24 protein-coding genes are annotated in these 25,372 nt (G+C 71.2%); 10 read left to right on the forward strand and 14 right to left on the reverse strand.

Features of this window, described 5'->3' with window-relative positions; all coding sequences use genetic code 11:
* A complete protein-coding gene (gene corA, locus OG866_RS35020; protein ID WP_329341035.1) occupies positions 1 to 999 on the reverse strand; it encodes a magnesium/cobalt transporter CorA in 999 nt (332 codons plus the stop codon).
* Between the two features lie 62 nt (positions 1,000 to 1,061).
* Between corA and OG866_RS35025 the strand changes: the two genes are divergently transcribed.
* The 5 genes from OG866_RS35025 (at position 1,062) to OG866_RS35045 (ending at position 5,719) form a co-directional block, all read left to right on the forward strand.
* The gene (locus OG866_RS35025) at positions 1,062 to 1,748 is read left to right on the forward strand and encodes a histidine phosphatase family protein (protein WP_329341037.1); all 687 of its coding nucleotides are present in this window, start codon (positions 1,062 to 1,064) and stop codon (positions 1,746 to 1,748) included.
* A 69-nt stretch (positions 1,749 to 1,817) separates the two neighbouring features.
* Entirely contained in the window at positions 1,818 to 2,408 is a 591-nt protein-coding gene (locus OG866_RS35030) for a DUF3090 domain-containing protein (protein ID WP_329341039.1), read from the forward strand.
* Positions 2,372 to 3,187, forward strand: a complete 816-nt coding sequence (locus tag OG866_RS35035; protein WP_329341041.1) for an SCO1664 family protein — start codon at positions 2,372 to 2,374, stop codon at positions 3,185 to 3,187. Before OG866_RS35030 ends, OG866_RS35035 begins: the two co-directional genes overlap by 37 nt.
* Before the next feature lie 94 nt (positions 3,188 to 3,281).
* Positions 3,282 to 4,511 carry a cysteine--1-D-myo-inosityl 2-amino-2-deoxy-alpha-D-glucopyranoside ligase gene (mshC, locus tag OG866_RS35040; protein WP_329341043.1) on the forward strand — a complete coding sequence of 410 codons (1,230 nt, stop codon included), beginning with the start codon at positions 3,282 to 3,284 and terminating at the stop codon, positions 4,509 to 4,511.
* Positions 4,512 to 4,753: 242 nt separating this feature from the next.
* Positions 4,754 to 5,719 (forward strand): SMP-30/gluconolactonase/LRE family protein, encoded by a 966-nt coding sequence (locus OG866_RS35045; RefSeq protein WP_329341045.1) that lies wholly within the window; start codon positions 4,754 to 4,756, stop codon positions 5,717 to 5,719.
* Positions 5,720 to 5,786: 67 nt separating this feature from the next.
* Here the strand turns inward: OG866_RS35045 and OG866_RS35050 are convergent, their stop codons facing one another.
* The 8 genes from OG866_RS35050 to OG866_RS35085 form a co-directional block, all read right to left on the reverse strand.
* Positions 5,787 to 6,803, reverse strand: a complete 1,017-nt coding sequence (locus tag OG866_RS35050) for a PAC2 family protein (protein ID WP_329341047.1) — start codon at positions 6,801 to 6,803, stop codon at positions 5,787 to 5,789.
* A 158-nt stretch (positions 6,804 to 6,961) separates the two neighbouring features.
* On the reverse strand, positions 6,962 to 7,633 hold the full coding sequence (locus OG866_RS35055; RefSeq protein WP_329341049.1) for a FadR/GntR family transcriptional regulator: 672 nt from the start codon (positions 7,631 to 7,633) through the stop codon (positions 6,962 to 6,964).
* A 136-nt stretch (positions 7,634 to 7,769) separates the two neighbouring features.
* Positions 7,770 to 9,065 carry an amidohydrolase gene (locus tag OG866_RS35060; protein WP_329341050.1) on the reverse strand — a complete coding sequence of 432 codons (1,296 nt, stop codon included), beginning with the start codon at positions 9,063 to 9,065 and terminating at the stop codon, positions 7,770 to 7,772.
* Positions 9,062 to 9,814 (reverse strand): phosphorylase family protein, encoded by a 753-nt coding sequence (locus OG866_RS35065; protein ID WP_329341051.1) that lies wholly within the window; start codon positions 9,812 to 9,814, stop codon positions 9,062 to 9,064. Before OG866_RS35065 ends, OG866_RS35060 begins: the two co-directional genes overlap by 4 nt.
* Positions 9,811 to 10,683: an ABC transporter permease gene (locus OG866_RS35070; protein ID WP_329341053.1), complete on the reverse strand. Its 873-nt coding sequence runs from the start codon at positions 10,681 to 10,683 to the stop codon at positions 9,811 to 9,813. The genes OG866_RS35065 and OG866_RS35070 overlap by 4 nt, the downstream gene beginning before the upstream one ends.
* On the reverse strand, positions 10,683 to 11,735 hold the full coding sequence (locus OG866_RS35075) for an ABC transporter permease (protein WP_329341055.1): 1,053 nt from the start codon (positions 11,733 to 11,735) through the stop codon (positions 10,683 to 10,685). Before OG866_RS35075 ends, OG866_RS35070 begins: the two co-directional genes overlap by 1 nt.
* A gap of 1 nt (position 11,736) precedes the next feature.
* Positions 11,737 to 13,266 carry an ABC transporter ATP-binding protein gene (locus tag OG866_RS35080; RefSeq protein WP_329341056.1) on the reverse strand — a complete coding sequence of 510 codons (1,530 nt, stop codon included), beginning with the start codon at positions 13,264 to 13,266 and terminating at the stop codon, positions 11,737 to 11,739.
* Positions 13,247 to 14,296: a BMP family ABC transporter substrate-binding protein gene (locus OG866_RS35085; protein ID WP_329341057.1), complete on the reverse strand. Its 1,050-nt coding sequence runs from the start codon at positions 14,294 to 14,296 to the stop codon at positions 13,247 to 13,249. The genes OG866_RS35080 and OG866_RS35085 overlap by 20 nt, the downstream gene beginning before the upstream one ends.
* 290 nt (positions 14,297 to 14,586) lie before the next feature.
* Here OG866_RS35085 and mtnA point away from each other — a divergent pair, with 290 nt between their 5' ends.
* Positions 14,587 to 15,618: an S-methyl-5-thioribose-1-phosphate isomerase gene (gene mtnA / locus OG866_RS35090; protein WP_329341059.1), complete on the forward strand. Its 1,032-nt coding sequence runs from the start codon at positions 14,587 to 14,589 to the stop codon at positions 15,616 to 15,618.
* 76 nt (positions 15,619 to 15,694) lie between these two features.
* On the opposite strand, the gene mtnB is transcribed toward mtnA, so the two are convergent.
* The 3 genes from mtnB to OG866_RS35105 are packed head-to-tail and all read right to left on the reverse strand — an operon-like array spanning position 15,695 to position 17,615.
* Complete coding sequence (mtnB, locus tag OG866_RS35095; protein ID WP_329341061.1) at positions 15,695 to 16,303, reverse strand: methylthioribulose 1-phosphate dehydratase; 609 nt, start codon at positions 16,301 to 16,303, stop codon at positions 15,695 to 15,697.
* The gene (mtnC, locus tag OG866_RS35100; protein WP_329341063.1) at positions 16,300 to 17,019 is read right to left on the reverse strand and encodes an acireductone synthase; all 720 of its coding nucleotides are present in this window, start codon (positions 17,017 to 17,019) and stop codon (positions 16,300 to 16,302) included. The genes mtnB and mtnC overlap by 4 nt, the downstream gene beginning before the upstream one ends.
* Positions 17,016 to 17,615: a 1,2-dihydroxy-3-keto-5-methylthiopentene dioxygenase gene (locus OG866_RS35105; RefSeq protein ID WP_329341064.1), complete on the reverse strand. Its 600-nt coding sequence runs from the start codon at positions 17,613 to 17,615 to the stop codon at positions 17,016 to 17,018. Before OG866_RS35105 ends, mtnC begins: the two co-directional genes overlap by 4 nt.
* Positions 17,616 to 18,130: 515 nt before the next feature.
* Between OG866_RS35105 and OG866_RS35110 the strand changes: the two genes are divergently transcribed.
* From OG866_RS35110 to mtnK, 4 genes are read left to right on the forward strand one after another with little or no spacing between them, the layout of a single operon-like run.
* Positions 18,131 to 19,228, forward strand: coding sequence for a substrate-binding domain-containing protein (locus OG866_RS35110; RefSeq protein WP_329341066.1), 1,098 nt, complete (start codon positions 18,131 to 18,133; stop codon positions 19,226 to 19,228).
* Entirely contained in the window at positions 19,215 to 20,756 is a 1,542-nt protein-coding gene (locus OG866_RS35115) for a sugar ABC transporter ATP-binding protein (RefSeq protein WP_329341068.1), read from the forward strand. Before OG866_RS35110 ends, OG866_RS35115 begins: the two co-directional genes overlap by 14 nt.
* Before the next feature lie 28 nt (positions 20,757 to 20,784).
* The gene (locus tag OG866_RS35120) at positions 20,785 to 21,828 is read left to right on the forward strand and encodes an ABC transporter permease (RefSeq protein WP_329341070.1); all 1,044 of its coding nucleotides are present in this window, start codon (positions 20,785 to 20,787) and stop codon (positions 21,826 to 21,828) included.
* A gap of 8 nt (positions 21,829 to 21,836) precedes the next feature.
* A complete protein-coding gene (gene mtnK / locus OG866_RS35125; protein ID WP_329341071.1) occupies positions 21,837 to 23,018 on the forward strand; it encodes an S-methyl-5-thioribose kinase in 1,182 nt (393 codons plus the stop codon).
* Here mtnK and OG866_RS35130 read toward each other — a convergent pair.
* Together OG866_RS35130 and OG866_RS35135 are read right to left on the reverse strand one after the other, a co-directional pair.
* Positions 23,007 to 23,564, reverse strand: a complete 558-nt coding sequence (locus OG866_RS35130; protein WP_329341072.1) for an SMI1/KNR4 family protein — start codon at positions 23,562 to 23,564, stop codon at positions 23,007 to 23,009. The two genes, mtnK and OG866_RS35130, sit on opposite strands and share 12 nt — an antisense overlap.
* A gap of 164 nt (positions 23,565 to 23,728) precedes the next feature.
* Complete coding sequence (locus tag OG866_RS35135; RefSeq protein WP_329341073.1) at positions 23,729 to 25,345, reverse strand: glycerol-3-phosphate dehydrogenase/oxidase; 1,617 nt, start codon at positions 25,343 to 25,345, stop codon at positions 23,729 to 23,731.
* Positions 25,346 to 25,372: the final 27 nt, after the last annotated feature.

Here is a 25,372-nt window from a genome sequence, read left to right on the forward strand (position 1 = left end):
CTAGAGCCAGCCCCGGCGCTTGAACGTCCGGTACAGCAGCACCTCCAGGGCGGCCATCAGCGCGACCACCGCCGGATACGACCACACCCAGTGCAGCTCCGGCATGTGGTCGAAGTTCATGCCGTAGATCCCCGCGATCATCGTGGGGATCGCGGCCATGGCCGCCCACGCGGAGATCTTCCGCATGTCGTCGTTCTGCCGGACGCTCATCTGCGCCAGATGCGCCGACAGGATGTCCGACACCAGCCGGTCCAGGCCCTCCACGGACTCGTTCACGCGCGTGAGGTGGTCGTTGACGTCACGGAAGAAGGGCCGCGCCTTCTCGCTGACGAACGGCACCGAGCCGCCGAACTGGCCGATCCCCGCCAGCCGGGTCAGCGGCAGCGCCAGGGGGCCGGTCGCCCGGCGGAACTCCAGGATCTGCCGCTTGAAGGTGTAGATCCGCGACGCGGTGTGCCGCGAGCCGCCGCCCCCGTCCGGCGAGAAGACCTCCGCCTCCAGCTCCTCCAGGTCCGTCTGGAGCTCGGTCGCGACCTCCACGTAGTGGTCGACGACGGCGTCCGAGACCGCGTAGAGGACCGCTGTGGGGCCCTTGTGGAGCAGGTCCGGCTCCTGCTCCAGACGGCGCCGTACGGCCTTCAGCGGGGCGCCCTCGCCGTGCCGGACGGTCACCACGAAGGAGTCGCCGAGGAACAGCATGACCTCGCCGCTGGACACCCGGTCGCTCTTGGGCTCGTAGACCACCGGCTTCAGGACGAGGAACAGCGAGTCGTCGTAGACCTCCAGTTTGGGCCGCTGATGGGCCTTCAGGGCGTCCTCGACGGCCAGTGGGTGCAGCCCGAACTCCTGGGTGACGAGAGCGAACTCCCGCTCCGACGGCTCGTGCAGCCCGATCCAGACGAACCCGCCCGCGGCCCGGGCCTCGGCGAGGGCGTCGGACAGGTCGTCGGGTCCCTCGGTGCGGTGCCCGTCGCGGTAGACGGCACAGTCCACGATCACGGTGCGTATTCTCCCGTCACTCGCCCGTCGGCGCACACGCGCGTGCGCCTACCCTGGGCCGCATGCCCACGCTGATCCTCGTCCGGCACGGACGATCCACCGCCAACACCGAGGGACTGCTCGCCGGGTGGACACCCGGTGTCGCCCTGGACGAGCGCGGCCGGACGCAGGCCGCCGCGCTGCCCCAGCGGCTCGCCGCCCTGCCCCTCGCCGAGATCGTCAGCAGCCCCCTCCAGCGCTGCCAGGAGACCCTCCAGCCCCTCCTGGACGCCCGGCCCGGACTCACCGCGCACACCGACGAGCGGATCGGGGAGTGCCATTACGGCGACTGGTCCGGCCGCAAGCTCGCCGAACTCGGGGACGAGCCCCTGATGGAGGTCGTCCAGGCCCACCCCTCCGCGGCCGCGTTCCCCGGCGGCGAGTCGATGCGCGCGATGCAGACCCGCGCCGCCGAGGCCGTACGGGAGTGGAACGCGCGCGTGGAGCGCGACCACGGCGCCGACGCCGTCTACCTCATGTGCTCGCACGGCGACATCATCAAGTCGCTCGTCGCGGACGCGCTCGGACTCCATCTCGACCTCTTCCAGAGGATCTCCGTCGAACCGTGTTCCATCACCGCGATCCGTTACACCCGTCTGCGCCCATTTCTCGTACGCCTCGGCGACACCGGTGATTTCGCGTCCCTGGCGCCGCGCGAGGTGCCCCCGGCGGACGACGCCCCGGTCGGGGGTGGTGCGGGCGCACCGTGATCGTCGGGCGCAGTAGGGTGAAGCGGTCGCAAGCGCGGCGCACCCATCCACGATTCCAGGAGACAGGACGTGTCCCGTCAGGTGTTCCTCTACGACCCCCCGGACCGCTTCGTGGCCGGTACGGTCGGGCTGCCCGGACGCCGTACGTTCTTCCTCCAGGCCACCGCCGGCTCCCGGGTGACCAGTGTGGCCCTGGAGAAGACCCAGGTCGCCGCCCTCGCCGAACGCATGGACGAACTGCTCGACGAGGTCGTGCGGCGCAGCGGCGGCAACGCCTCCGTGCCGGCCATGGCGCCCACCGAGATCTCCGACACCGCCCCGCTGGACGCCCCCGTCGAGGAGGAGTTCCGCGTCGGCACCATGGCGCTGGCCTGGGACGGTGAGGAACAGCGCATGATCGTCGAGGCCCAGGCCCTCGTGGAGCTCGACGCCGACTCCGACGAGGACCTCGCCGAGGCCGAGGAACGCCTCCTCCAGGACGAGGAGAACGGCCCCCCGATGCTGCGGGTCCGGCTCACCGGCGTACAGGCCAGGGCCTTCGCCAAGCGGGCCCTGGACGTCGTCAACGCCGGACGGCCGCCCTGCCCGCTGTGCAGTCTCCCGCTCGACCCGGAAGGACACGTATGTCCGCGCCAGAACGGATACCGCCGCGGAGCGTGACCACGGCAGAACTGCTCACCCTCGGTGAGCTGACGGTGCGCGGACAGATCCGGGACGCCTCCAACGCGGTGCTGTACTGCTCCGTCACCCACGACGGCCAGGAGGCCCTCTGCGTCTACAAGCCCGTCCGCGGCGAGCGCCCCCTGTGGGACTTCCCGGACGGCACCCTCGCCCAGCGCGAGGTCGCCGCCTACGAGGTGTCCGAGGCGACCGGCTGGGACCTCGTACCGCCCACCGTGCTGCGCGACGGACCCTACGGCGAGGGCATGGTCCAGCTGTGGATCGAGGGCGCGCCCGGCGCCGAGCTGCTCGCCCTGGTCGACGGCGAGGAACCCGAGCCCGGCTGGAAGGCCATCGCCTTCGCCGAGGTCGGCGAAGGCAGGACCGCGCTCCTGGTGCACGCCGACGACGAACGGCTGCGCCGGCTCGCCGTCCTCGACGCCGTCATCAACAACGCGGACCGCAAGGGCGGCCATCTGCTGCCCGCCGGGGACCGCCTCTACGGCATCGACCACGGCGTCACCTTCAACGTCGACAACAAGCTGCGCACCCTTCTGTGGGGCTGGGCGGGCGAGCCCCTGACGGGGGAGGCGGTCGACGTCCTCAAGGCCCTCAGGGAGGCGCTGGGCGCCGAGGGAGCCCTGGCCGCGCGTCTCGCCGTACTCATCACACCCGCCGAACTCGACGCCACGCGCGCGCGGGTCGACGAACTCCTCGCCACCGGAAAGCATCCTGAGCCGAGCGGTGAGTGGCCGGCCATTCCCTGGCCGCCGGTGTAGCAGCACACCGGACGGCGGTCCACAAGAACGCCTTACCGGCCATCCGGCCCGGTCCGGTTCGTATCCGGAACATCCGTCCGGTTAGGCTCATGGCATGCATGCCTGGCCCGCTTCCGAGGTCCCCGCCCTGCCTGGTCAGGGCCGCGACCTGAGGATCCACGACACCGCGACCGGCGGTCTGGTCCCCCTCGACCCCGGTCCCGTCGCCCGTATCTACGTCTGCGGCATCACGCCGTACGACGCCACCCACATGGGGCACGCGGCGACGTACAACGCGTTCGACCTCGTGCAGCGCGTGTGGCTCGACACCAAGCGGCAGGTTCACTACGTCCAGAACGTCACCGACGTCGACGACCCGCTCCTGGAGCGCGCCGAGCGGGACGCCGTCGACTGGGTCGCCCTCGCCGAGAAGGAGACGGCCCTCTTCCGCGAGGACATGACCGCTCTGAGGATGCTCCCGCCGAAGCACTACATCGGTGCCGTCGAGGCGATACCCGGGATCGTTCCGCTGGTGGAGCGACTGCGGGACGCGGGCGCCGCCTACGAGCTCGAAGGGGACATCTACTTCTCCGTCGAGTCCGACCCGAACTTCGGCAAGGTGTCCAACCTCGACGCTGCGGCCATGCGGCTGCTGTCCGCCGAGCGCGGCGGCGACCCGGACCGGGTGGGCAAGAAGAACCCGCTCGACCCGATGCTGTGGATGGCCGCCCGACCGGGCGAGCCGAGCTGGGACGGCGGCTCGCTCGGCCGTGGACGCCCCGGCTGGCACATCGAGTGCGTCGCCATCGCCCTGGACCACCTCGGCATGACCTTCGACGTCCAGGGCGGCGGCTCCGACCTCGCCTTCCCGCACCACGAGATGGGCGCCTCCCACGCCCAGGTGCTGACCGGCGAGTTCCCCATGGCCAAGGCGTACGTCCACGCCGGCATGGTCGCCCTGCACGGCGAGAAGATGTCCAAGTCCAAGGGCAACCTGGTCTTCGTCTCCGCGCTGCGCCGCGACGGCGTGGACCCCGCCGCCATCCGGCTCGCCCTCCTCGCCCACCACTACCGGGCCGACTGGGAGTGGACCGACCAGGTGCTGGCGGACGCCGTCGCCCGTCTCGGACGCTGGCGTGCCGCCGTCTCCCGGCCCGACGGCCCGTCCGCCGAGGCCCTCGTCGAGGAGATCCGCGAGGCCCTCGCGAACGACCTCGACGCCCCGGCAGCGCTCGCCGCGGTCGACCGCTGGGCCGCCCTCCAGGAGGAGTCGGGCGGCACGGACGAGAGCGCCCCCGGTGTCGTCTCCCGCGCGGTGGACGCGCTGCTGGGCGTCGCGCTGTAGGCAGCCGCAGGCATCGGAAAGGGCGCTTCCTCCGGCAAGGAGGAAGCGCCCTTCGTGTCGTCCGGTGTTCGCCAACCCGGTTCGAAGACAGGCTGGTTGGGCAACCCGCGCAATCCCTTCTGAAAAAGATGTCACGCCACAATCCGGCCGAAGGCTGCGGAGGTGACGGTCATGTGATGGGGTGAGAGCGTCTGTTGACCGTTCGGCCGGCCAACGCCGGCCCCCTGGCAGAAGGACGCACAGTGGCACCCACAGCACGTTCCTTCGCACGTAGAAGACTTCTCACCGGAGCCGCGGCGCTGACCGGAGCAGCGTTCCTCGGCGGCACCGCGGGCGGCACGGCGCACGCGGCCGGAACAGCGAAACCCGCCTGGCCCGACCAGTTCCCGCTGCCCGACGGCTTCCAGCCCGAGGGCATCACCATCGGCGACAAGCCCTTCGCCTACTTCGGCTCCCTGGTGGGCGGCGACATCTACCGCGCGAGCCTCGCCACCGGCCGCGGCTCCGTCGTCAGCAAGGGCCTCGGCGCCGGACACCCCACCGTCGGCCTGAAGATCGGCCACGGCAGGCTGTTCCTCGCCGGCGGCGACAGCGCGGAGATCCGCACGGTGGACCTCCGCTCGGGCGCCATCGAGAAGGTGTACGCCACCGGCGGCACCTTCGTGAACGACGTGATCCTCACCCCGGGCGCGGCCTGGTTCACCGACTCCTTCAAGGCCCAGCTCTACCGCGTGGCCCTCAGCAAGCACGGCGAGCCCGGGGCCCTGACGACCCTGCCCCTGTCCGGCGACTGGGTCCAGGGCGACGACTTCACCGCCAACGGCATCGAGCGCACCCCCGACGGCCGCGCCCTGCTCGTGGTGAACTGCTTCGCCGACGGCGGCACCCTCATGCGGGTCGACCCGCGCACCGGAGCCGCCCGCGCCGTCGACCTCGGCGGCGTCAAACTCCCCAACGGGGACGGCATGTTGCTGCTCGGCCGGACCTTCTACGTCGTCCAGCAGGCGCAGAACGCCATCGACGTCTTCCGGCTCAACGCGGCGGGCACCAAGGGCACGGCGATCACCCGGATCACCGACCCCCGCTTCCGCATCCCGACGACCGCGGCGGCCTGGGGCGACCGGATCTATCTGCCCAACGCCCGCTTCGACGTGGAGCAGCCGACACCGGACACCGACTACGACGCGGTGGCCGTACCGCAGGTGTGACGCCGGCCTTCGGGACATGAAAAAGGGCGGTGCGCGCGAGGCGCACCGCCCTTCGCCGTCCCGCTGCTCACTCCTGCGACGAGTCCCCTGAATCCTCGCCGTCGGTTCCCGTCTCCGTACCCGGCTCAGGGTCCGTGTCCGCGCTCGGCTTCGGCGGTCTCGGCGGTCTGGTACGGCCGCTGGGGTTGTCCCGCAGATACGACGTACCGTCGCCGCTCTCCGTCGCGTGCCCGCCCGGCGCGCCGCCGTCCCGGCGCCGCAGATACCGCTCGAACTCGCGGGCGATCGCCTCGCCCGACGCCTCCGGCAGCTCGGCGGTGTCCCGGGCCTCCTCCAGCGTCTGGACGTACTCGGCGACCTCGCTGTCCTCGGCGGCCAGCTGGTCCACGCCCACCTGCCAGGCGCGCGCGTCCTCGGCCAGCTCGCCCAGCGGGATACGGACGTCGATCAGGTCCTCGAGCCGGTTCAGCAGGGCCAGCGTGGCCTTCGGGTTGGGCGGCTGCGACACGTAGTGCGGTACGGCCGCCCACAGCGACACCGCGGGCACGCCCGCGTGCGTGCACGCCTCCTGGAGGACGCCGACGATGCCCGTGGGGCCCTCGTACTTGGTCTCCTCCAGGTCCATGCGCTGGGCCAGGTCCGCGTCGGACGTGGTCCCGCTGATCGGGACCGGACGCGTGTGCGGGGTGTCACCGAGCAGCGCGCCCAGGATCACCACCAGCTCCACGCCCAACTCGTGGGCGAAGCCGAGGAGCTCGTTGCAGAACGAGCGCCAGCGCATGGACGGTTCGATACCTCGGACCAGGACGAGATCACGCGGCTTGTCACCGCCGACCCGGACCACGGAGAGCCGGGTCGTGGGCCAGGTGATCTTGCGTACTCCGGCATCCATCCACACCGTGGGCCGGTTCACCTGGAAGTCGTAGTAGTCCTCGGCGTCCAGCGCCGCGAACACCTCGCCCTTCCACTCCCTGTCCAGATGCGCGACCGCGGTGGAGGCGGCGTCGCCGGCATCGTTCCAGCCCTCGAACGCGGCCACCATGACCGGGTCGATCAGCTCGGGAACCCCCTCGAGCTCGATCACCCAGTGCCTCCTTCCGACGTGCCCTCACGTACGCCCCAACCTTACGGCGTCCGGCGGGGGCGACCGCAGCCCCCTTGCGCGGGGGATGAACGCATCACTGCCCCGTCAGCCACCCCGGAACACCCCCCGGTGATCCGAGCCCTGCCGAATCACCCGTTTCACAGTGACGCGCGTAGCCACTGCTCCACGCTCGCGATGTGCACCGTCGCCCACGACCGCGCCGCCTCCGCGTCCCGGTCCCGCAGGGCGGCGAGGATCATGCGGTGCTCGTGCAGGGTGCGGCTGACGGCGTCCTCCTGGGTGAGGCCGCGCCAGACGCGGGCCCGCGTCGTCGGCCCCGACAGGCCGTCGAGCAGCGAGCAGAGCACCGAGTTGCCCGAGCTCTGCACGATCCCCCGGTGGAAGTCCAGATCGCAGGCGACCAGCTCCTCCACCGACGGGTCGTCGCCGAGCCTGTCCAACTGGGCCGAGAGCGCCTTCAGTTGCTGCTCACTGATCCGGGAAGCGGCCATCGCGGTCGCGGCTGGCTCCAGGATGCGGCGCACCGCGAGGAACTCCAGGACCGTGTCGTCGCGGTGGAAGTCGACGACGAAACTCAGGGCCTCCAGGAGCAGTTGGGGGTCGAGGCTGGTCACATAGGTGCCGTCGCCCTGTCGCACGTCCAGGATCCGGATCAGCGACAGGGCGCGCACGGCCTCGCGCAGGGAGTTGCGGGACAGTCCGAGGTCGGCGGCGAGCTCGGACTCCTTCGGCAGCCGGTCGCCCGGGCGCAGGGCACCGGAGACGATCATGCCCTTGATCTTCTCGATCGCCTCGTCGGTCACTGCCATAACCGGCCTCCCTGTGGTTCACGCGCATGTCCGTCGAGACATCCGATGTCTCAGGCCATTATGGGGCCCGGCAGGTCGATCAGGAGAGGGAATTCCCCGGTCAGAACGGTCGGCACGGGCGAAGCGGTCAGAACGGTCAGGCCAGTGCTTCCAGGTCGGCGATCACGGCCGCCTCGTCCAGTGTGGTCAGCACCCGGTCCCGCATCAGCACCCGCCCGTCGACCACGGTGTCCCGTACGTCCGCCGAGTGCGCTGCGTAGGCGAGCGTCGACCACGGGTCATGCAGCGGCCGCAGATGCGGGGCGTTCAGGTCGAGGACGACGAGGTCGGCCCGCTTGCCCGCCTCCAGTGAGCCCAGGTGCTCCCCGAGCCCCAGTGCCCGCGCACCCTCGATCGTCGCCATGCGTACGGCCTGTTCGGCGCCGACCGCCGTGGGGTCGCCGCCCGCCTTGTGCACGAGCGCCGCCTGCCGCACCGCCCCCAGCACGTCCAGCGTGTTGGAGCTGACGGCCCCGTCCGTGCCGAGCCCGACGGTCACCCCGGCGCTCAGCAGCCGTGGCACCGGCGCGATCCCGCAGCCCAACTTCAGGTTGGAGACCGGACAGTGGGCGACCGAGGTGCCGGTGCGGGCCAGCGCGGCGATCTCCGGGCCGGTCAGGTCCACGGCGTGCGCGAGCAGCACGTCCTCGCCGAGCAGCCCGAGCGAGTCCAGCAACTCCACAGGCCGCTTGCCGTACTTGACCTCCACGGTGGCGACCTCGGTGGCGTTCTCGGCCGCGTGGATGTGGACGAGGGCGCCGAACTCCCGTGCCAGGGCGAAGATCTCGACCAGCTGGTCGGGGGAGAGGGTGTACGTCGAGTGCGCGAACACCACGGGCCGGTAACCCGGGCGGGCCGGGCCACGCGCCTTGAGGTCCCGCCGCGCCCAGGCCGGCCGGTCCTCGTACGCGATGCCGTCCGGCGGTCCGGGTACGTCCATGAAGGTCGGCCCGGTGTGCAGCCGCCAGCCCGTCTCGCGGGCCGCCCGCTCGGCCGCCTCGTGGAACCAGTACATGTCGAGCGCGGAGGTCACCCCGGCCCGGACGCTCTCGGCGACCGCCAGCCGTACCGCCGCCGCCACGTTCTTCGGCGCCAGCAGCTCGGCCTCGGCGGGCAGCACCCGCTCCAGGAAGCCCTGGAGAGTGACGTCGTCCGCGAGACCGCGCATCAAGGTCATCGCGAGATGGGTGTGGGTGTTAACCAGGCCGGGCAGGACGAGACAGCCGGTGGCGTCAATGGACTGGTCGGCCGTGAACCGCGTACACAGCTCTTCCGCCGGGCCCACCGCGACGATCTCACCCTCGTGGACGGCGACCGCCCCGTCCCGTACGACGGTTCCGGCCTCGTCGACGGTCAGGACGCCACCGCCGTGCACCAGCAGGTCGACGCTCACAGCCCGTACTCCTCGGCAAGCACCCGCAGCGCCTCCAGCGACACCACGGCACCCCGCTCCACACCCGCCGCGACGACCTCGCGGTGCGGGTCGTAGGAGCTCTCGCCGCCCTCGTCCACCAGCTCGTCCGCGTTCGCCCCGTCGATCACCAGCACACCGCCCGCGACCAGCCCGCGCAGCGACGCCGTGACCAGCAGGGCGGAGAGCTCCATCTCGATGGCGGCGAGGCCGGCACCGTCGTAGGAGAAGAGCGGCAGCAGGCCGGGCTGGAAGGCCGCGCGGGTCCAGACGACGCCTCGGTGGTGCGGGGCGTCGGCCGCGCGGGCCGCGCGCTGGAGCGCGAAGACGGCCTCGGGGGAGGAGACCGCCGGGTACTCCGGCGGCAGCAGTTGCTGGGTGACACCGTCGTCACGGACGGCCGCCTCCGCGATCACGAGGTCGCCGTCGCCGATCCCCGGCCTCATCCCACCCGCCGTGCCGAACCGCAGGAGCACCCGCACCCCGGCGTCCGCGAGTTCCTGGAACAGCAGGATCGCGCCCGGACCGCCCACCCCGTGGGAGGCGACAACGACCGGCAGACCCTTCCAACTGCCGCTGAACACACGGTATTCGCGGTGGTACGACACCTCCTCGGCGTCGTCGAGCAGGGCGGCGACGGCCGCGGCGCGCGCCGGGTCGCCGACGACGACCGCGTGGGCCGGCAGGCCGGTGCGGGGTATACGGGTGATGGGCAGCGGGTCCTGCGTCATGAGGCGGCTCCGGTGGACGACGGACGGATACGGCGACGACGGCGTGCCGTGGTGAGGAAGAGGGCGCCGAGCGTGACGACGTACGGCGCCGCGTCGGTGGCCTGTTGGGGCAGGCCGAGACCCTGGAGGCGGAAGCCGGCCGCCTCGGCGAGGCCGAAGAGCAGCGCGGCGAGCAGTACGCCGAGCGGCAGGGCACGGCCGAGCATGACGGCGACGACGGCGATCCAGCCGCGGCCCGCGGTCATGTTCTCGGTGAACAACGTGACGTTGCCGAGCGCGAGTTGGGCCCCGGCCAGTCCGCACAGGACGCCGGAGACCAGCACGGCCGCGTACTTGTACTTGGCCGGGCTCACCCCGAGCGTGGCCGCCGCGTCCGGCGCCTCGCCGACCCCGCGCAGCCGCAGCCCCCACACATGCCGGGACAGCATCACCGCGGCCACCGCGACCGCCGCCCACGACAGATAGGCGAGCGGGCTCAGCCCGCCGATCAGCGGCAGCCCGGCGAGTGACGGATCGTCGAAAGTGCCCTGCACACCGAAGACCGTACGCAGCAGGAAGCTGGTGAGGCCCACGGCGAGGAGGTTCATGGCGACGCCGAGAACGACCGCGTCCCCGCGCAGAGTCACCGTCCCCACCGCCAGGATCAGTGAGTACGCCGCCGCGGCGAGCGCCGCCGCGAGCACGCCCAGCCAGGGGCTGCCGGTGAACCAGCTCGTGGCCACCGCCGTGAAGCAGCCCATCAGCATCATGCCTTCGAGGCCGATGTTGAAGACGCCCGCCCGCTCGCAGATCGCGCCGCCCAGCGCGGCCAGCAGGATCGGGGTCAGCGCGCGCAGCGCCGACAGCAGGAGATCGGAGTCGAAGAACATCACACCGCCTCCTTACGACGGTTGAACCACCGGCTGGGGAAACGGAGTCGGGCCGCGAGGAACACGATCACGATCGCCTGGAGCACCTGTGTCAGCTCGCGCGGCACCTCCGTCGTCCGCTCCATCGCCAGGCCGCCGACCTGGAGGACGGCGAAGAAGAACGAGGCGACGAGAGTGCCGAGGGGTGCTGCCGTCGCCAGCAGCGCGGCGGTAAGTCCCGTCCAGGTGTAGCCCGGTGCGGTCAGCGAGCCGTCCACGAAGCGGTACGGGAAGCTCAACACGCCGATGGCGCCCACGAGCCCGGCGGTCGCGCCCGAGACGGACATCAACTTCAGGGTCAGGCCCCGGCGTTCGACGCCCGCGTAGGCGGCGAAGCGCGCGTTGAGACCGGTCATCCGGATCTCGTACCCGAACGCGGTCCGCTTGTCGGTGAACCAGTAGGCGGCCGCCGCGAGGACGACCAGAACCAGCCCCCAGGTGACCGTGGAGTCACCGAACGCGGGCAGCGCCACCCCGTCGGGCAGGGACCGGGTCTGCGGCAGGCTGGAGCCGGGCTCCTTCAGCGGGTAGCGCGCCAGATAGGAGGCGAGCGACACCGCCGGATAGCTCAGCAGCAGGCTGCTGACCAGCAGCGGGACACCGAAGTGGTTCTCGCACAGGGCGGCCAGGGCGGCGTAGAGGGCACCGGCCGCCATGCCCGCGAGCAGTGCGAGTACGACGGTGAGGGGCGCCGGCAGCGGCGAATACAGGCCGGTCACGGCCGCCGTGATGCCGCCGAGGACCATCTGCCCGTCGCCGCCGAGGTTGATGAGTCCGGCCCGCAGCGGGATCGCCAGCGCGAGCGCCATGCCGAGCACACTGGTGCCGGTGGTCAGCGTGGAGCCGATGCCGTCGGCGCCCAGGGAGCCAGTGAGGACCGCCTCGTAGGCCGCGATCGGGTCCGCGCCGGTGCCGACGAGGAACAGCGCGCCGATGAGGACGCCCGCGAGGACGGAGAAGGTGATGGGGGAGCGCAGGGCTCCGAAGATCCGGGTCGTGGTCAGGTTGTTCATGTCAGTCGACGGCCTCCACCGTGACCTGGCCGCCCGCCATCGCGAGACCCAGCGCCCGTTCGTCCGCCTCGTTCTTGTCGTACGACGCCGTGATCCGGCCCTCGTACATGACCAGCACCCGGTCCGCCAGCCCCCGGATCTCGCTCAGCTCGGCCGAGACGAGGAGGACGGCGTGACCGGCGTCGCGGTAGGCGATCAGCTGGTCGTGGATGTTCTGGATGGCGCCGATGTCGACCCCGCGGGTCGGCTGCTCGACGAGCAACAGCGGTGCCTCGTGGGCGAGTTCACGGCCGATGAGCAGCTTCTGGAGATTGCCGCCGGACAGCGCGGACGCCGGTACCTCGGGGGACGGGGCCTTGATGCCGAACCGCTCGGTCAACTGCCGTGCGTGGGACCGGACTCCGGTCGGGGGCAGCAGGCCGCGGGACGACAGGGTCGTACGGTGGTGTCCCATCGCGAGGTTCTCGGCGACGGACGCGGCAGGGGCCGTACCGACCGCGTGACGGTCCTCGGGGACGTACGCCAGCCCCTTGAGGCGGCGTTCGGTGGCCGAAGCGTGGGTGATGTCCTGAGCGAGGAGCGTCACCCTCCCCGCAGTGGTCGGCCGCAGTCCGGCCAGCGCCTCGATCAGCTCGCTCTGGCCGTTGCCCGCGACGCCCGCGATGCCGACGATCTCGCCCGCCCGCACCGTGAGCGAGGCCTCGCGCACCCCGTCGGTGGTGAGGCCGGACACGGCCAGGACCACGTCGGCCGGGGTGCCCGGGGCGTGGACGCGGTCGAGTTCGACCGCGCGGCCGGTCATCGCGGCGGCGATCTCGTCGGCGGAGGTCTCCGCGGTGACCAGCCGGGCGACCACCCGGCCGTCCCGCAGGACGGTCACACGGTCGCTGCCCTCTAGGACCTCGCGCAGCTTGTGCGTGACGAGGATCACCGTACGGCCCTGCGCGGCCAGCGACTTGAGGACCGCGAACAGCGCGTCCGCCTCGGATGGTGTGAGGACCGCCGTCGGCTCGTCGAGGATCAGCGTGCGGGCGCCGCGGTGCAGCAGCTTGAGGATCTCGACGCGCTGGCGCAGGCCGACCGGCAGGTCGCCGACGCGCGCGTCCGGGTCCACGGCCAGGCCGTGCTCCTCGGCGAGTTCACGCACCCGGCGGCGGGCCGCGGCCCGGTCCACCAGGCCGAAGCGGCGCGGCTCGGCGGCGTAGACGACGTTCTCGGCCACGCTCAGCGAGTCGAACAGCTTGAAGCTCTGGTGGACCATGCCGAGTCCGGCGGCCATCGCGTCACCCGGGCTGGCGAAGTCCGCCTCGCGTCCGTCGACGAGGACCGAACCGGCATCCGCGCGTGTCATGCCGTACAGGATCGACATGAGCGTGGACTTGCCCGCGCCGTTCTCGCCCATGAGGGCGTGGATCTCGCCGTGGCGGACGGTCAGGTCGACGGCGTCGTTGGCGAGCGTGCCGGGGAACCGCTTGGTGATTCCCCGGAGCTCGACGGCGACGTCCTGGGCGTCAGCTCGCGGCGGGGTCATCGACCGTCAGCTTCCCGGACACGATCTGGTCGCGCAGTTCCTTGACCTTCGCGAGGACGTCCGTGTGGTCGGCGATCACGCACTTCGACGTCGCGACGCCGTCCTCCAGGCCGGTCAGGCTGATGCCGCCCTCCTTGAGGCCGTAGGAGACGGTCGTGCCCGTCTTGCCGCCGAGCACCGACTCGATGCCCTTCTCGACAGCGATGTCCGTGCGCTTGATCACGTTGTCGACGACCGTGCCGGGCGCCGCGGTGCACTGGTTGACGTCGACGCCGTACGCGTAGGCGCCCTTGGCCTTCGCGGCCTCGAAGACGCCGTAGTTGCCGGCCGCCGCGGCCGCCATGAGCTGGTCGTAGCCCTTGGCGAGCAGGGTGCCCGCCTGCTCCTTGGCGCGGGCCGAGTCGTCGAAGGGGGACTGTCCGCCGACGAAGCGGGTGTCCGTGGTGGTCTTCGGCGCGACCTTCTTGGCGCCGGCCGCGAACGGGTCGCTGTAGCGGCGGAACTGGGGCGTGTCGAGGACGTCGACCGCGCCGACCTTGCCGGACTTGCTGAGCAGGCCCGCCTCGGCACCGGCGAGGTAGACGCCCTCGTGCTCACGGAAGACCGCGCAACTGACGTTCTTGAAGGTCTTGGTGGTGCAGGCGTCGATGATCAGGAACTGCTGCTTCGGATTCTTCTCGGCCTGCTGGGCGACGATGTCCGCGAACTCGAAGCCCACCAGCACGATGACGTCCGGCTTGGCGTCAACCGCCGCCTGCACGTTCTGCTGCTGGGAGGCGGTGTCGGTGGACTCGTAGACCTTCTGCGTGCCGTCGTGCTTCTTCGCCGCGGACTTGATGCCGCTGACGGCGAGCTTCAGGAACTCGTTCTGGCCGACGGCGTCCGGGGTGACGAGCGTGAACGACGTGTCGCTGCCCGCGCTCGCGCCGCCGGAGTCCTTCTTCGCGGCGGCGTTGCAGGCGGTGGCCGCGGTGACCATCAGCGCGGTGGCGGCGGCGACCTGGAGGGTACGGCGGGATCTACGGAGCATCGGGGGAGACCTTCCGGATACGGCGATGCGCGCTCCGTCGGGAGCGCGTGAGGGTGGACGGGGACGCTACGGGGACGGGTCAGCGTCGACAGCCGTCGCCGGCACACCGGCCGAAGTCGAGGAAACGGCGCTTGGTCAGCAGCACGGTCTTTCCTCCTTCGTCTCGATCTGCGGACTGATTGGCGGACAGTAGCATCCGTTTCCGGACACCCGCCCGACTGTCTCGAACTATGGTTCGTGCAGGTCATGTACGGTGGCGGAGACCACCGGAACATCAGGAGTGTCCCGATATGCCCCAGGAATTGCGCGCGGTCGAGTGGACCGGGGAGAGCCTCGCCCTCATCGACCAGACGTTGCTGCCGCAGCGCACCGAGACAAGGGATGTCCGCGATGTGGACACCTTGGTCGATGCGATCCAGCGTCTCGTGGTCCGTGGCGCGCCCGCCATCGGGGCGGCCGGCGCGTACGGCGTCGCGCTCGCGCTCATCGAGGGGCGGCGCGAGGGCTGGTCGGTGGACGAGGTGCGCGCGGCCGTCGCCCGGGTCCGTGCGGCCCGCCCCACGGCCGTCAACCTCATGGTGTGCGTGGACCGCGTCATGGCCCGCTTCGAGGAGGGCCTCGACGCGGTACTGGCGGAGGCCGCCGCCGTCCAGCGCGAGGACGTCGAGGCGAACCGCGCGATGGGCGCGCACGGCGCCGACTGGCTGCTCGAACTGGTCGGCGAGGACCGGCCGTTGCGCATCCTGACCCACTGCAACACCGGCGCCCTCGCGACCGCGGGCTGGGGCACGGCACTCGGCGTCATCCGCGAACTCCACGCCCGCGGACGCCTGGAGGTCGTGTACGCCGACGAGACGCGCCCGCTGCTCCAGGGATCCCGGCTCACCGCCTGGGAGTTGGTCCAGGAAGGCATACCGCACTACGTCCAGGCCGACGGGGCCGCCGCCGGGACCATTCTGCGCGGCGAGGTCGACGCGGCCATAGTCGGCGCGGACCGCATAGCGGCCAATGGCGACACCGCCAACAAGGTCGGCACGGTCGGCGTCGCGCTCGCCTGCGCCGACGCCGGCATCCCGTTCCTGGTGGCCGCGCCGACGACGACGGTCGACCTCGCCACCAAGACCGGCGACGACATCCACATCGAACTCCGTGGTGAGGCCGAGGTGTTGGAGTGGGGCGGGGTGCGGACGGCACCCGCCGAGTCACGCGGCCACAACCCCGCCTTCGACGTGACGCCGGGGCGGTTGGTGACGGGGCTGGTGACCGAGCGGGGTGTCCTGGAGGTCTCCGCCGGTCAACTGCCCGGCGATCACCTGAAGTAGAGCCTGCGGCAACACGAAAGGGGACCCCCGGGATCGGGGGTCCCCTTTCGTGTCGGTCCGCGCCGCGACAGCCGGTTCAGCGCTGCGACAGCTCCAACTCCAGCAGCCACTCCACCACTTCGGTGTGGTGGCGGGCCTGACGGGGGTCGGCACCCCAGACGTACAGCCCGTGCCCCGCGACCACGACGGCCGGCATCCGCGGGTTCCGCGCCTTTTCCAGCCGGTCCCCGAGCACCTTCATGTCCTGGCTGTTGGCGATGACCGGCAGCGTCACCTCGACGTCGTGCGCGGGCTGGCCGACGCCCTTGAGCATCTCCACGTCCCGGAAGACGATCCCGCCGGGATCACGCCGCCCCATGGCCACGGACGCCACCGTGTGGACGTGCACGACCGCCCCGGCGCCCGTCAGCGCGGCGACCCGCGCGTGCAGCTCGGCCTCGGCGGACGGCTTCCCGCCCCGCACGGCCGCGCCCTGCCCGTCCACCAACACCACGTCGGCGGGCGTCAGTTCGCCCTTGTCGTGGCCGCTGGCGGTGACCGCGAGCCGCAGCGGGTCGCGGGTGAGCACCACGGAGAGGTTGCCGGAGGTGCCCCGCATCCAGCCGAAGGAGGCGAAGCGGGCGGACTCGGCGGCGAGGACCGCCCCCGCCTCCTCCAGGTCGAGTGCGCTGATCTCGGCGGTCATGCGGTGCTCCTAGAAACGGTGATCTCGTCGAACGTCCCCGCCTGCGCGTGGTCGCCGACGCCTTGCTCGTAGTACGGCTCCCCGGGCCGCCGGATGCCGACCGCGTGCCAGCCGGCCGCGCGGGCCGCGTCCAGCTCGCCGGGGCGGTCGGAGAGGAAGAGAAGCCGCGACGGCTCGACGCCGCTCGCCCGCGCGATACGGCGGTACGACTCCGGCTCCTGCTTGGGCCCCGCGTTCTCGGTGTCGTACAGCCCCGAGACCAGGGAGGTCAGGTCGCCCTCCGGGCTGTTGGTGAACCACGCCCGCTGCGCGGCCACCGACCCGGACGAATACACGTACAACGTGAGGCCCGCCGCGTGCCACGCGCGCAGCCGCGGCACGACGTCGTCGTAGAAGTGCGAGACGAGGTCGCCGCGGGCGAAGCCCTCGGACCAGATGATGCCCTGGAGGGTCTTCAGCGGGGTGGCCTTGCGGTCCTCGTCGAGCCAGGAGTTCAGGGCCTTCTCGACGGCCGCCGCGTCCGCGTCCGGGTCGCCGAGTTCCTCGCGGACCTGGGCGACGGCCCGCTGGATGTCCGGATCACCGCTCCGCTCCGAGAGCAGTGCTCCGAAACGAGAGCGGGAGTACGGGTAGAGGACGTCGACGACGAAGCCCGTGGCGCTCGTGGTGCCCTCGATGTCGAGCACCACGGCGTCCACGTCGTACGACACACTCATGCGGAGGCCTTGTCCGCCTCGTAGCCCGCCGCGATCGTGTCGTAGTCCGGGAAGCGGGACGCGATCGTCGAGCCGGTGAAGTTGCCGATCCAGCCGTCCTCCTCGTGGAAGAAGCGGATCGCGGTGAACGACGGGTGGGTGCCCATGTCGAACCAGTGGGTGGTGCCGCGCGGGACGCCCAGCAGGTCGCCCTTCTCGCAGAAGACCGCGTGCACCTCGCCGTTCACGTGGAGGTAGAAGATCCCGGAGCCCGAGACGAAGAAGCGGACCTCGTCATCGTCGTCGTGCGTGTGCTCCTGGAGGAACTTCTCGCGGGCGGCCCTGGCCTTCGCCGGGAACTCCGGGTCGTCACTGGGGTGCAGACCGAGGACGTCGACGGTGGTGAAGCCCTCCTCGGCGTTCAGCTTCTCGATCTCGGGGCCGTACGCGGCGAAGACGGTGTCGCTGTCGGCGTCGAAGGGCACGTCCTCGCGGATCGGCCACTGCTCGTAACGCACACCGAGCGGCTTGAGCGCCTCGGCGATCTCGGCGGGGTCCGAGGTGCGGCGGACCTGCGTCTCGGGGCCGGACTCGGACCAGGTGGTCAGCAGCGTCATGGGAACAACTCCAGGAGTCTGGAAGGAAAGTCCGGATACCGAGACAAGCACCGGACGGGCGGGGGAGGAAGAGGGAGGCGGCGAAACGCGGCGGGACAGTCGGTCAGCCGAGACACAGCACGCGGCAACAGCGGCGCATGCAGGGCATACGCAGCGCTTTTGCGGCTGGTGTCGTCATCGGGGCCTCACTGTGCCGGGTCGGGTGCCGGTCCCGCGATGGTAACCCGCCATGTCAGGTCAATCAGGTGTGACGTAGTCGTTGTCTCACGTGCTGAGAAACCGCTTCCGCTCCTTTGACGTATGGCTGAAATCGTTCTCATGATCTGCATATGAAGACGCTGCTGCTTGTACGGCGGCTGTACGTGGACCTGCTCCGGACGACCACCGCCAGCTGTCGCTGACCCCTCCCGGAGCCCCGCCCCGCCCTTCTCGCGGTGGCGCATTCCTTCCTGCTCGTGCTCCGGGCCCGGCACCCCCTTCATCCGCTCTGCACCACCCCGCACCTGGAGCCCCTCATGTCCCGCACCCGTCTGCCCCTCGCCGCGCTCTCCCTCGCCTCCGTGTCCGCGCTCGTGCTCTCCGGCTGCTCGCAGTCCACCGACGCCTCCAAGGACACCGGCGACACCGCCGCCTCCGCGTCAGCCGCCACCGGGAAGAAGCCCGCCCCCTTCAGCGCGGGCGCGGTCAAGGTCGCCCTGGTCAGGCAGAGCGGCGCCGGCGACTACTTCGAGCAGTGGGGCAACGGAGCCAAGGCGCAGGCCAAGGCCCTCGGCATCGACCTGACCGTGTACGACGCCCAGGCCGACAACGCCAAGCAGGCCACCGACCTCTCCTCGGCCATCAACTCCGGCGCCAAGGCGATCATCATCGACCACGGCTTCCCGGCCACCATCCAGCCGGAGATCGACAAGGCCGTGAAGAAGGGCATCAAGGTCGTCGTCTACGACGTCGAGACGGCCACCAAGGGGGTCGTCTCCACCAAGCAGGACGACGCGAGCATGGCCCAGGCCGTCCTCGACGTGATGGCCAAGGAGGTCGGCAAGGACGCCAAGGTCGGCTACGTCAACGTCGCCGGGTACGCCGCCCTCGACAAGCGGAACACGGTGTGGGCGAAGGAGGCCGCCGCACAGGGCTGGAAGCAGCAGTTCAAGGTCGGCAAGGTCACCGACTCCACGGCCACCGACAACGTTCCCCTCGTCTCCGCCGCGCTCACCCAGCACGGCGATGTCGCCGGTGTCTTCGCCCCCTACGACGAGCTCGCCAAGGGCACCGTCCTCGCCGTGCAGAACAAGAAGCTCCAGGACAAGGTGAAGGTCTTCGGCGCGGACGTCTCCAACGCCGACATCCAGCAGATGACCGCCGCCGACAGCCCCTGGGTCGCCACGGCCGGCACCGACCCGTCCGCGGTCGGCGCCGCCGTCGTCCGCACCACCGCCCTTGAGCTGGCCGGCCAACTGAACAAGACCTCCGTCGAGTTCCCGGCCGTCGCCATCACGCAGGACTTCCTGCGCGAGAAGAAGATCGAGAACATGGACCAGCTGCGCGAGGCGCTGCCCGCGCTGAACCTGGCCCAGGTCTCGACCGCGGACTGGATCTCCAATGTCGCCCACTGAACCGGCCGTCGAACCGGCGGTTGAACCGGCCGTCGCGCTGACCGACGTCAGCATGGCCTTCGGCGGCAGGACGGTCCTGGAGTCCGTCTCGCTGGACATCGCACCGGGCAGCGTCGTCGCGCTGCTCGGCGCGAACGGCGCCGGCAAGTCCACGCTGATCAAGATCCTGTCGGGCGTGCACACGGACCACGGCGGCGAGGTGCGGGTCGCCGGGGAGCCCGCGGCTCTCCAGTCGCCGCTTGCCGCCCGGCAGTTGGGCATCCAGACCGTGCACCAGCGCATCGGCGAGGGCATCGTGCCCGGCCTCACGGTCGCCGAGAACCTCGTCTTCGAGGAGCTGGCCCAGCGCCGCGGCAACCCCTTCCTCAACGGCGCCAAGCTGCTGGCCCGCGCCCGCGAGATCCAGGCCGGCCTCGACCTGGACTGGAGCGACGCCCTGCTCAAGCGGGACGTGACCGAACTCGGCATCTCCGACCGCCAGTTGCTCATCCTCGCCCGCGCCCTGGCCACCCGCCCCCGCCTGCTCGTCCTCGACGAGCCGACCTCCGCGCTGTCGGCGGCCGAGGCGGAACGCCTCTTCACCCTCGTCGAGAGGATGCGCGACGACGGCATCGCCGTGCTCTACGTCTCCCACCGCCTCGGCGAGATCGACGCCCTGGCCGACCGGCTGGTCGTCCTGCGGGACGGCCGTCTCACCGAGGACCAGGCCAGGCCCTTCGACTGGGACGCGGCCCTGCGCGCCATGCTCGCCCAGGCCCAGGAGGCGACCACGGCCCGGCCGGTGCGGGAGGGCGCGGCCGGTGACGTCGTCCTGTCCCTGCGCGGGGTACGGCTCTTCGACGGCCGCACGCCCCTCGACCTCGACCTCCGCACAGGCGAAGTCACCGGCGTCGTCGGCCTGTTGGGCGCGGGCAAGACCGAGCTGGCCCGCGGCCTGTTCGGCGCCGAACCCTTCACCACCGGCGCGGTCGAGCTGGACGGCGAGCCGTACACGCCCCGCCGACCCGCCGACGCCATCCGCGGCGGCATCCACCTGGTCCCCGAGGACCGGCACGCCGACGCCCTCGTGCCCGGCTGGTCGCTCGCCCAGAACATCTCGCTGCCGTTCCTGAAGTCGCTGTCCCGGCTCGGCCTCGTCCACACGGCGAAGGAGGACGCCCTCGGCCGCGACACCATCGACGCCCTCGGTGTCGTCACCCGCGACGAGCACAGCACCGTCGAGGAGCTGTCCGGCGGCAACCAGCAGAAGGTCGTCGTCGGCCGCTGGCTCGCCGAGACACCCCGCGTCCTCATCCTGGACGAGCCGTTCCGAGGTGTGGACATCGGTGCCCGCCGGGACATCGGCCGCCGTGCCCGCACCCTGGCCGCCGAGGGCGCCGCCGTGCTCGTCCTGTCCGCCGACGTCGACGAGGTGCTGGAGGTCGCCGACCGGGTCGTCGTGCTGGCCGCCGGCGAGATCCACCTCGACGCCTACGGCGAGGACGCGGAACGCGACCGCGTGATCCAGACCATCTCGGCGTCGGTGTGACGCCCGCCGCCGCTGAAGGAAGCACTCCATGACCACAGCCCAGAGCACCCCGGTGAAGACGGCGACCCCGTCCACCACGGCCACCCCCGCCGCGCGCCTCCAGAACGCCGTCATCAAGTACGGCTTCATCTTCGTGACGGTCGCGCTGTTCCTCTACTTCGCGCTCAGCGAGGGCTCGTTCCGCGAGTCGGCGACCCTCCTCGACACCCTGCGCTATGTCTCCGTGGCCGCCATCCTCGGCCTCGGCGTCACCCTCACCATGGCCGTCGGCGGAATGGACATGTCCGTCGGCGCGGTCGCGGGCCTCGGAGTCTCCGTCGCCGCCCAGACGATGGTGGTCCACAACCAGATCGGCACCGTCGCCATCATCGCGGTGCTCGCGGCCGGCGCCGTGGTGGGCCTGCTCAACGCCCTGCTGATCGTCGTACTGAAGATCCCCGACATGCTGGCGACCCTGGGCACCCTGTTCATTGTCCAGGGCCTCAAACTCGTCCTGGTCGACGGCCAGTCCATCACCCCCGGCATGACCCTGGACGACGGCACCACCGCCCCCGGCAGGTTCACCGAGGGCTTCCTCAAGATCGACCGCGGCACGGTCCTGGGCATCCCCATCTCGGTCCTCGTCTTCGGCGGACTGACCGTCGCCGCCTGGGTCTTCCTCGCCCGCACCCGCTGGGGCCGGGTGCTGTACGCCATCGGCGCCAACCCCGAGGCGTCCCGGCTGGCCGGCATCCGCGTCGGCGCGTACCGGTCCCTCGCCTACGTCCTCTCCGGCGTCCTCGCCTCCGTCGGCGGCCTGATCCTGGCCTCCCGCATCGGCCAGGGCGATGTGTCCGCCGGCACCTCGCAGCTCCTGGAGGCCGTGGCGGTCGCGCTGGTCGGCACCTCCGTCCTGGGCCGGGGCCGCCCGAACGTCTGGGGCACGGCCCTCGGCGCCGTCCTGATCGGCATCATCACCACCGGCCTGACCATCAAGGGCCTGCCGTACTACACCCAGGACGTCGTCGAGGGCGCGGTCCTCATCCTCGCCCTGGTCTTCAGCTTCACCTTGTCCAAGCGCCGCACGGCTTAAGGAGAGTCATGGGTTACCGCATCCTGGAGACCGAGGACATCCCGGCGTACCTGCGCGAGCGCTGCCACTGGGACGAGACCGCCGACCCGGAGGTCCGCGAGGTCTCCGACGGCAACATGAACCGCGTCTTCCTGGCGACCGCGCCCGACGGCATCCGCAGCCTCGCCGTGAAGCAGGCCCTGCCGTGGGTCCGCGTGGCGGGACCGTCCTGGCCGATGAACCCGGACCGCGCCGACGCCGAGGCCCGCGCCTACGACCAGGTCGCCAAGGTCGCCCCCGACAAGATCCCGGCGATCCACGGCTACGACCCCGAGAACTACGCGCTCGTCATGGAGGACATGTCGGACCTCGAAGTCCTGCGCACGCTCCTGAACGAGGGCGCGGCGTACGGGCCGGGCACCTCGGCCCGCGTGGGTGAGTTCGTGGCGCAACTGGCCTTCGCCACGAGCGACTTCGGCATGGAGTCGGCCGAGCGCAAGGCCCTGATCGCCGCCTCGGTCAGCCCCGAGCTGTGCAAGATCACGGAAGACGTGGTCCTCTCCGAGCCGTACATCGAGCACGAGCACAACCACTGGCACGAGGGCGTGGCCGACCTGGCGGCGGAGTTCCGCGCGGATGCCGGGCTCCGCACGGAGGTGGCCGATCTGCGGCACACCTTCATGACCAGCGCCCAGGCCCTCCTCCACGGCGACCTGCACACCGGCAGCATCATGGTCGGCGACCGCGAAGGCGCCCCGGTCGTCCGGGTCTTCGACCCCGAGTTCTCCTTCGTCGGCCCGATCGGCTACGACCTCGGCCTGTACTGGGCCAACGTGCTGGTGTCGGAGGAACGGGCGCGGGCACTGGGCACGTTGTCCGACCACGCGGACCAACTCCGGCTCTCCTGGGAGGCGTTCGAGACGGAGTTCCGTCGCCTCTGGCCGACCCGCGTCGACACGTTCTTCGACGACGCCTACCTGGACCGCTTCCTACGTCGCCTCTGGACCGAGTCGGTCGGCTACGCCGGCACGGAGATCGTCCGCCGCATCATCGGCTTCGCCCATCTGACCGACCTGACGACCCTCCCGGACCCGGCACCGGCGTCCCGCAGGGCGCTGCTGCTGGGCCGTGAACTGATCGTGCGGCGCGAGGAGTTGCGGGACGTGGACGCCGTACGCGAGGCCGTCGCCTCACTCGCCTCACTCGGCTGACTCGGCTGGCTCGGCGTCGAACCACTCCTTGCCGGCGGCCCAGTGCCGCACCCAGCCGGTGAAGCCGGGCGCGGAGGTCGTGTGACCGAACTCCGCGCCGAACGGCAGGGCACCCACATCGGTGACGAGCCATATGTGCCCGCGCTGCGGACCGGTGACGACCAGATGCCAGTCCATGCCGCAGCCGTCCGTGCCGAGGTTCAGCGAACCCTGGTGGACGACCTGCTCGACGACGGCGTCGGGGTCCTCATGACCCCCGTCGTCGTCCTCCCATACCCAGGGCCCGGTCAGCGGGAAGAGCCGGCCCGGATCCTGCCCCTTGGCGCTCTCGGCCAGCCCCACCAGCCCGTACTCCGGCGGCCCTTGGAACGATCCGTCCGACACCTCCGCCACGAAGCTCCGGTACGGCTCCGGCAACACCACGCCGTGCTCCGCCTCGAACGCCCGCACCGCGTCCCACCCCAGCGCCGAGGCGCCCCCGTCGTCCACTCCGAACGCCTCCCGCAGCGCGGCGAGTTCCGCAGGGGTGGCCCGTTCCATGTCCATGCGCCCCATGAAAACACCCGCCACTGACAACGCGGCATGCGAAAGGGGCGGCTCCATCGGCGTGGAGTCGCCCCTCTCGCGTACCGGCCCCATAGGGGAGGAGGGCCGGGTCTCGGTCAGGTCGGCCCCCGTCAGGAGGAGCCGCGCCCTTCGAGTCGTAGCGCCTACTTCTTGTCGAGCAGGTCCTGCACCTTCGCCCGCACCTCGTCCGTGGCCAGACCCCGGATCGTCAGCGTCGTCCGGCGGCGCAGCACGTCGTCCGGCGTCTCGGCCCACTCGGTGTCACGGGCGTACACGACCTGCGCCCAGATCTCCGGGGCGTCGGGGTGGACGCGCTCGCCCAGCTCCGGGTTCTCGTTCGCCAGCCGGGCGATGTCGAAGGCCAGGGAGCCGTAGTGGGTCGCCAGGTGCCTGGCCGTGTCGGCGGCCATGCGCGGGCCGGGCGCCGGGTTGTCGACCAGCAGCCGGTGCGCGACCGCGCGCGGGTTGGCGACACCCGGCAGCGGCAGCTTCTTCGGGAGCGACGAGATGGGCTCGAAGTCGTCGCCCAGCGGGTGACCCGGCAGCGACTCCAGCTTCTGCATGACCGTACGGCCGATGTGTCGGAACGTCGTCCACTTGCCGCCCGCGACGGACAGCATGCCGCCCCTGCCCTCGGTGACGACGGTCTCGCGCTTGGCCTTGGCGGTGTCGCCGGGTCCGCCCGGCAGCACCCGCAGACCCGCGAAGGAGTACGTGATCAGGTCACGGTCGAGCTGCTGGTCCCGGATGGAGAACGCGGCCTCGTCCAGGATCTGCGCGGTGTCCTGCTCGGTGACCTTGACGTCCGCCGGGTCGCCCTCGAACTCCTCGTCGGTCGTGCCGAGAAGCAGCATGTCCTCCCAGGGGAGGGCGAAGGTGATCCGGTACTTGTCGATCGGCGTGGCCAGCGCGGCCTTCCACGGCGAGGTCCGCTTCAGGACCAGGTGCGCGCCCTTGGAGAGACGGATGGAGGGAGCCGCGTTCGGGTCCTCCATCTTGCGCAGGTGGTCGACCCACGGGCCGGTCGCGTTCAGCACGAGTCGGGCGCTGACGCCGAACTCGTCGCCGGAGGTGCGGTCGCGCAGCTCGGCACCGGTGACCCGGCCCCGGGTGAAGCGCAGGCCGGTCACCTCGGCGTGGTTGAGGACGACCGCGCCCGCCTCGACGGCCGCACGGACCGTCATCAGCGCCATGCGGGCGTCGTTCATCTGGTCGTCGCCGTAGACGGCGACGGCCTTCAGGTTGTCGGTGCGCAGCTCGGGCACGTCCTGCGCCGCCTTGGCGGGGGACAGGAGGTGACCGACACCGTCACCGAACGCGGAGAGCGCGGAGTAGGCGAAGACGCCCGCCCCGAGCTTCGCCGCGCCGTGCGGACCGCCCTTGTACACGGGGAGGTAGAACGTGAGCGGGTTCGCCAGGTGGGGAGCCACCTGGCGGGAGACCGCACGGCGTTCGAAGTGGTTCTCCGCCACCAGCTTCACCGCGCCGGTCTGCAAGTAGCGCAGACCGCCGTGGAGAAGCTTGGAGGAGGCGGAGGAGGTGGCGCCGGCGAAGTCGCCGGCGTCGACCAGAGCCACCCTCAGGCCGGACTGCGCGGCGTGCCAGGCGGTGGAGATGCCCAGGATGCCGCCGCCGATCACGAGAAGGTCGTACGACGCCTTGGCGAGCTGCTCCCGGGTCTCGGCTCGGCTCGGGTTCGAGCCGGAGGCCGGGCGCGTACCGAGGGCAGGCACGGACTGGAGGGTGGTCTGACTGGTCATTTCGGGTTCTTACTCCTCATCAGAGCG

This window comes from Streptomyces sp. NBC_00663, assembly GCF_036226885.1.
Lineage (GTDB): Bacteria > Actinomycetota > Actinomycetes > Streptomycetales > Streptomycetaceae > Streptomyces.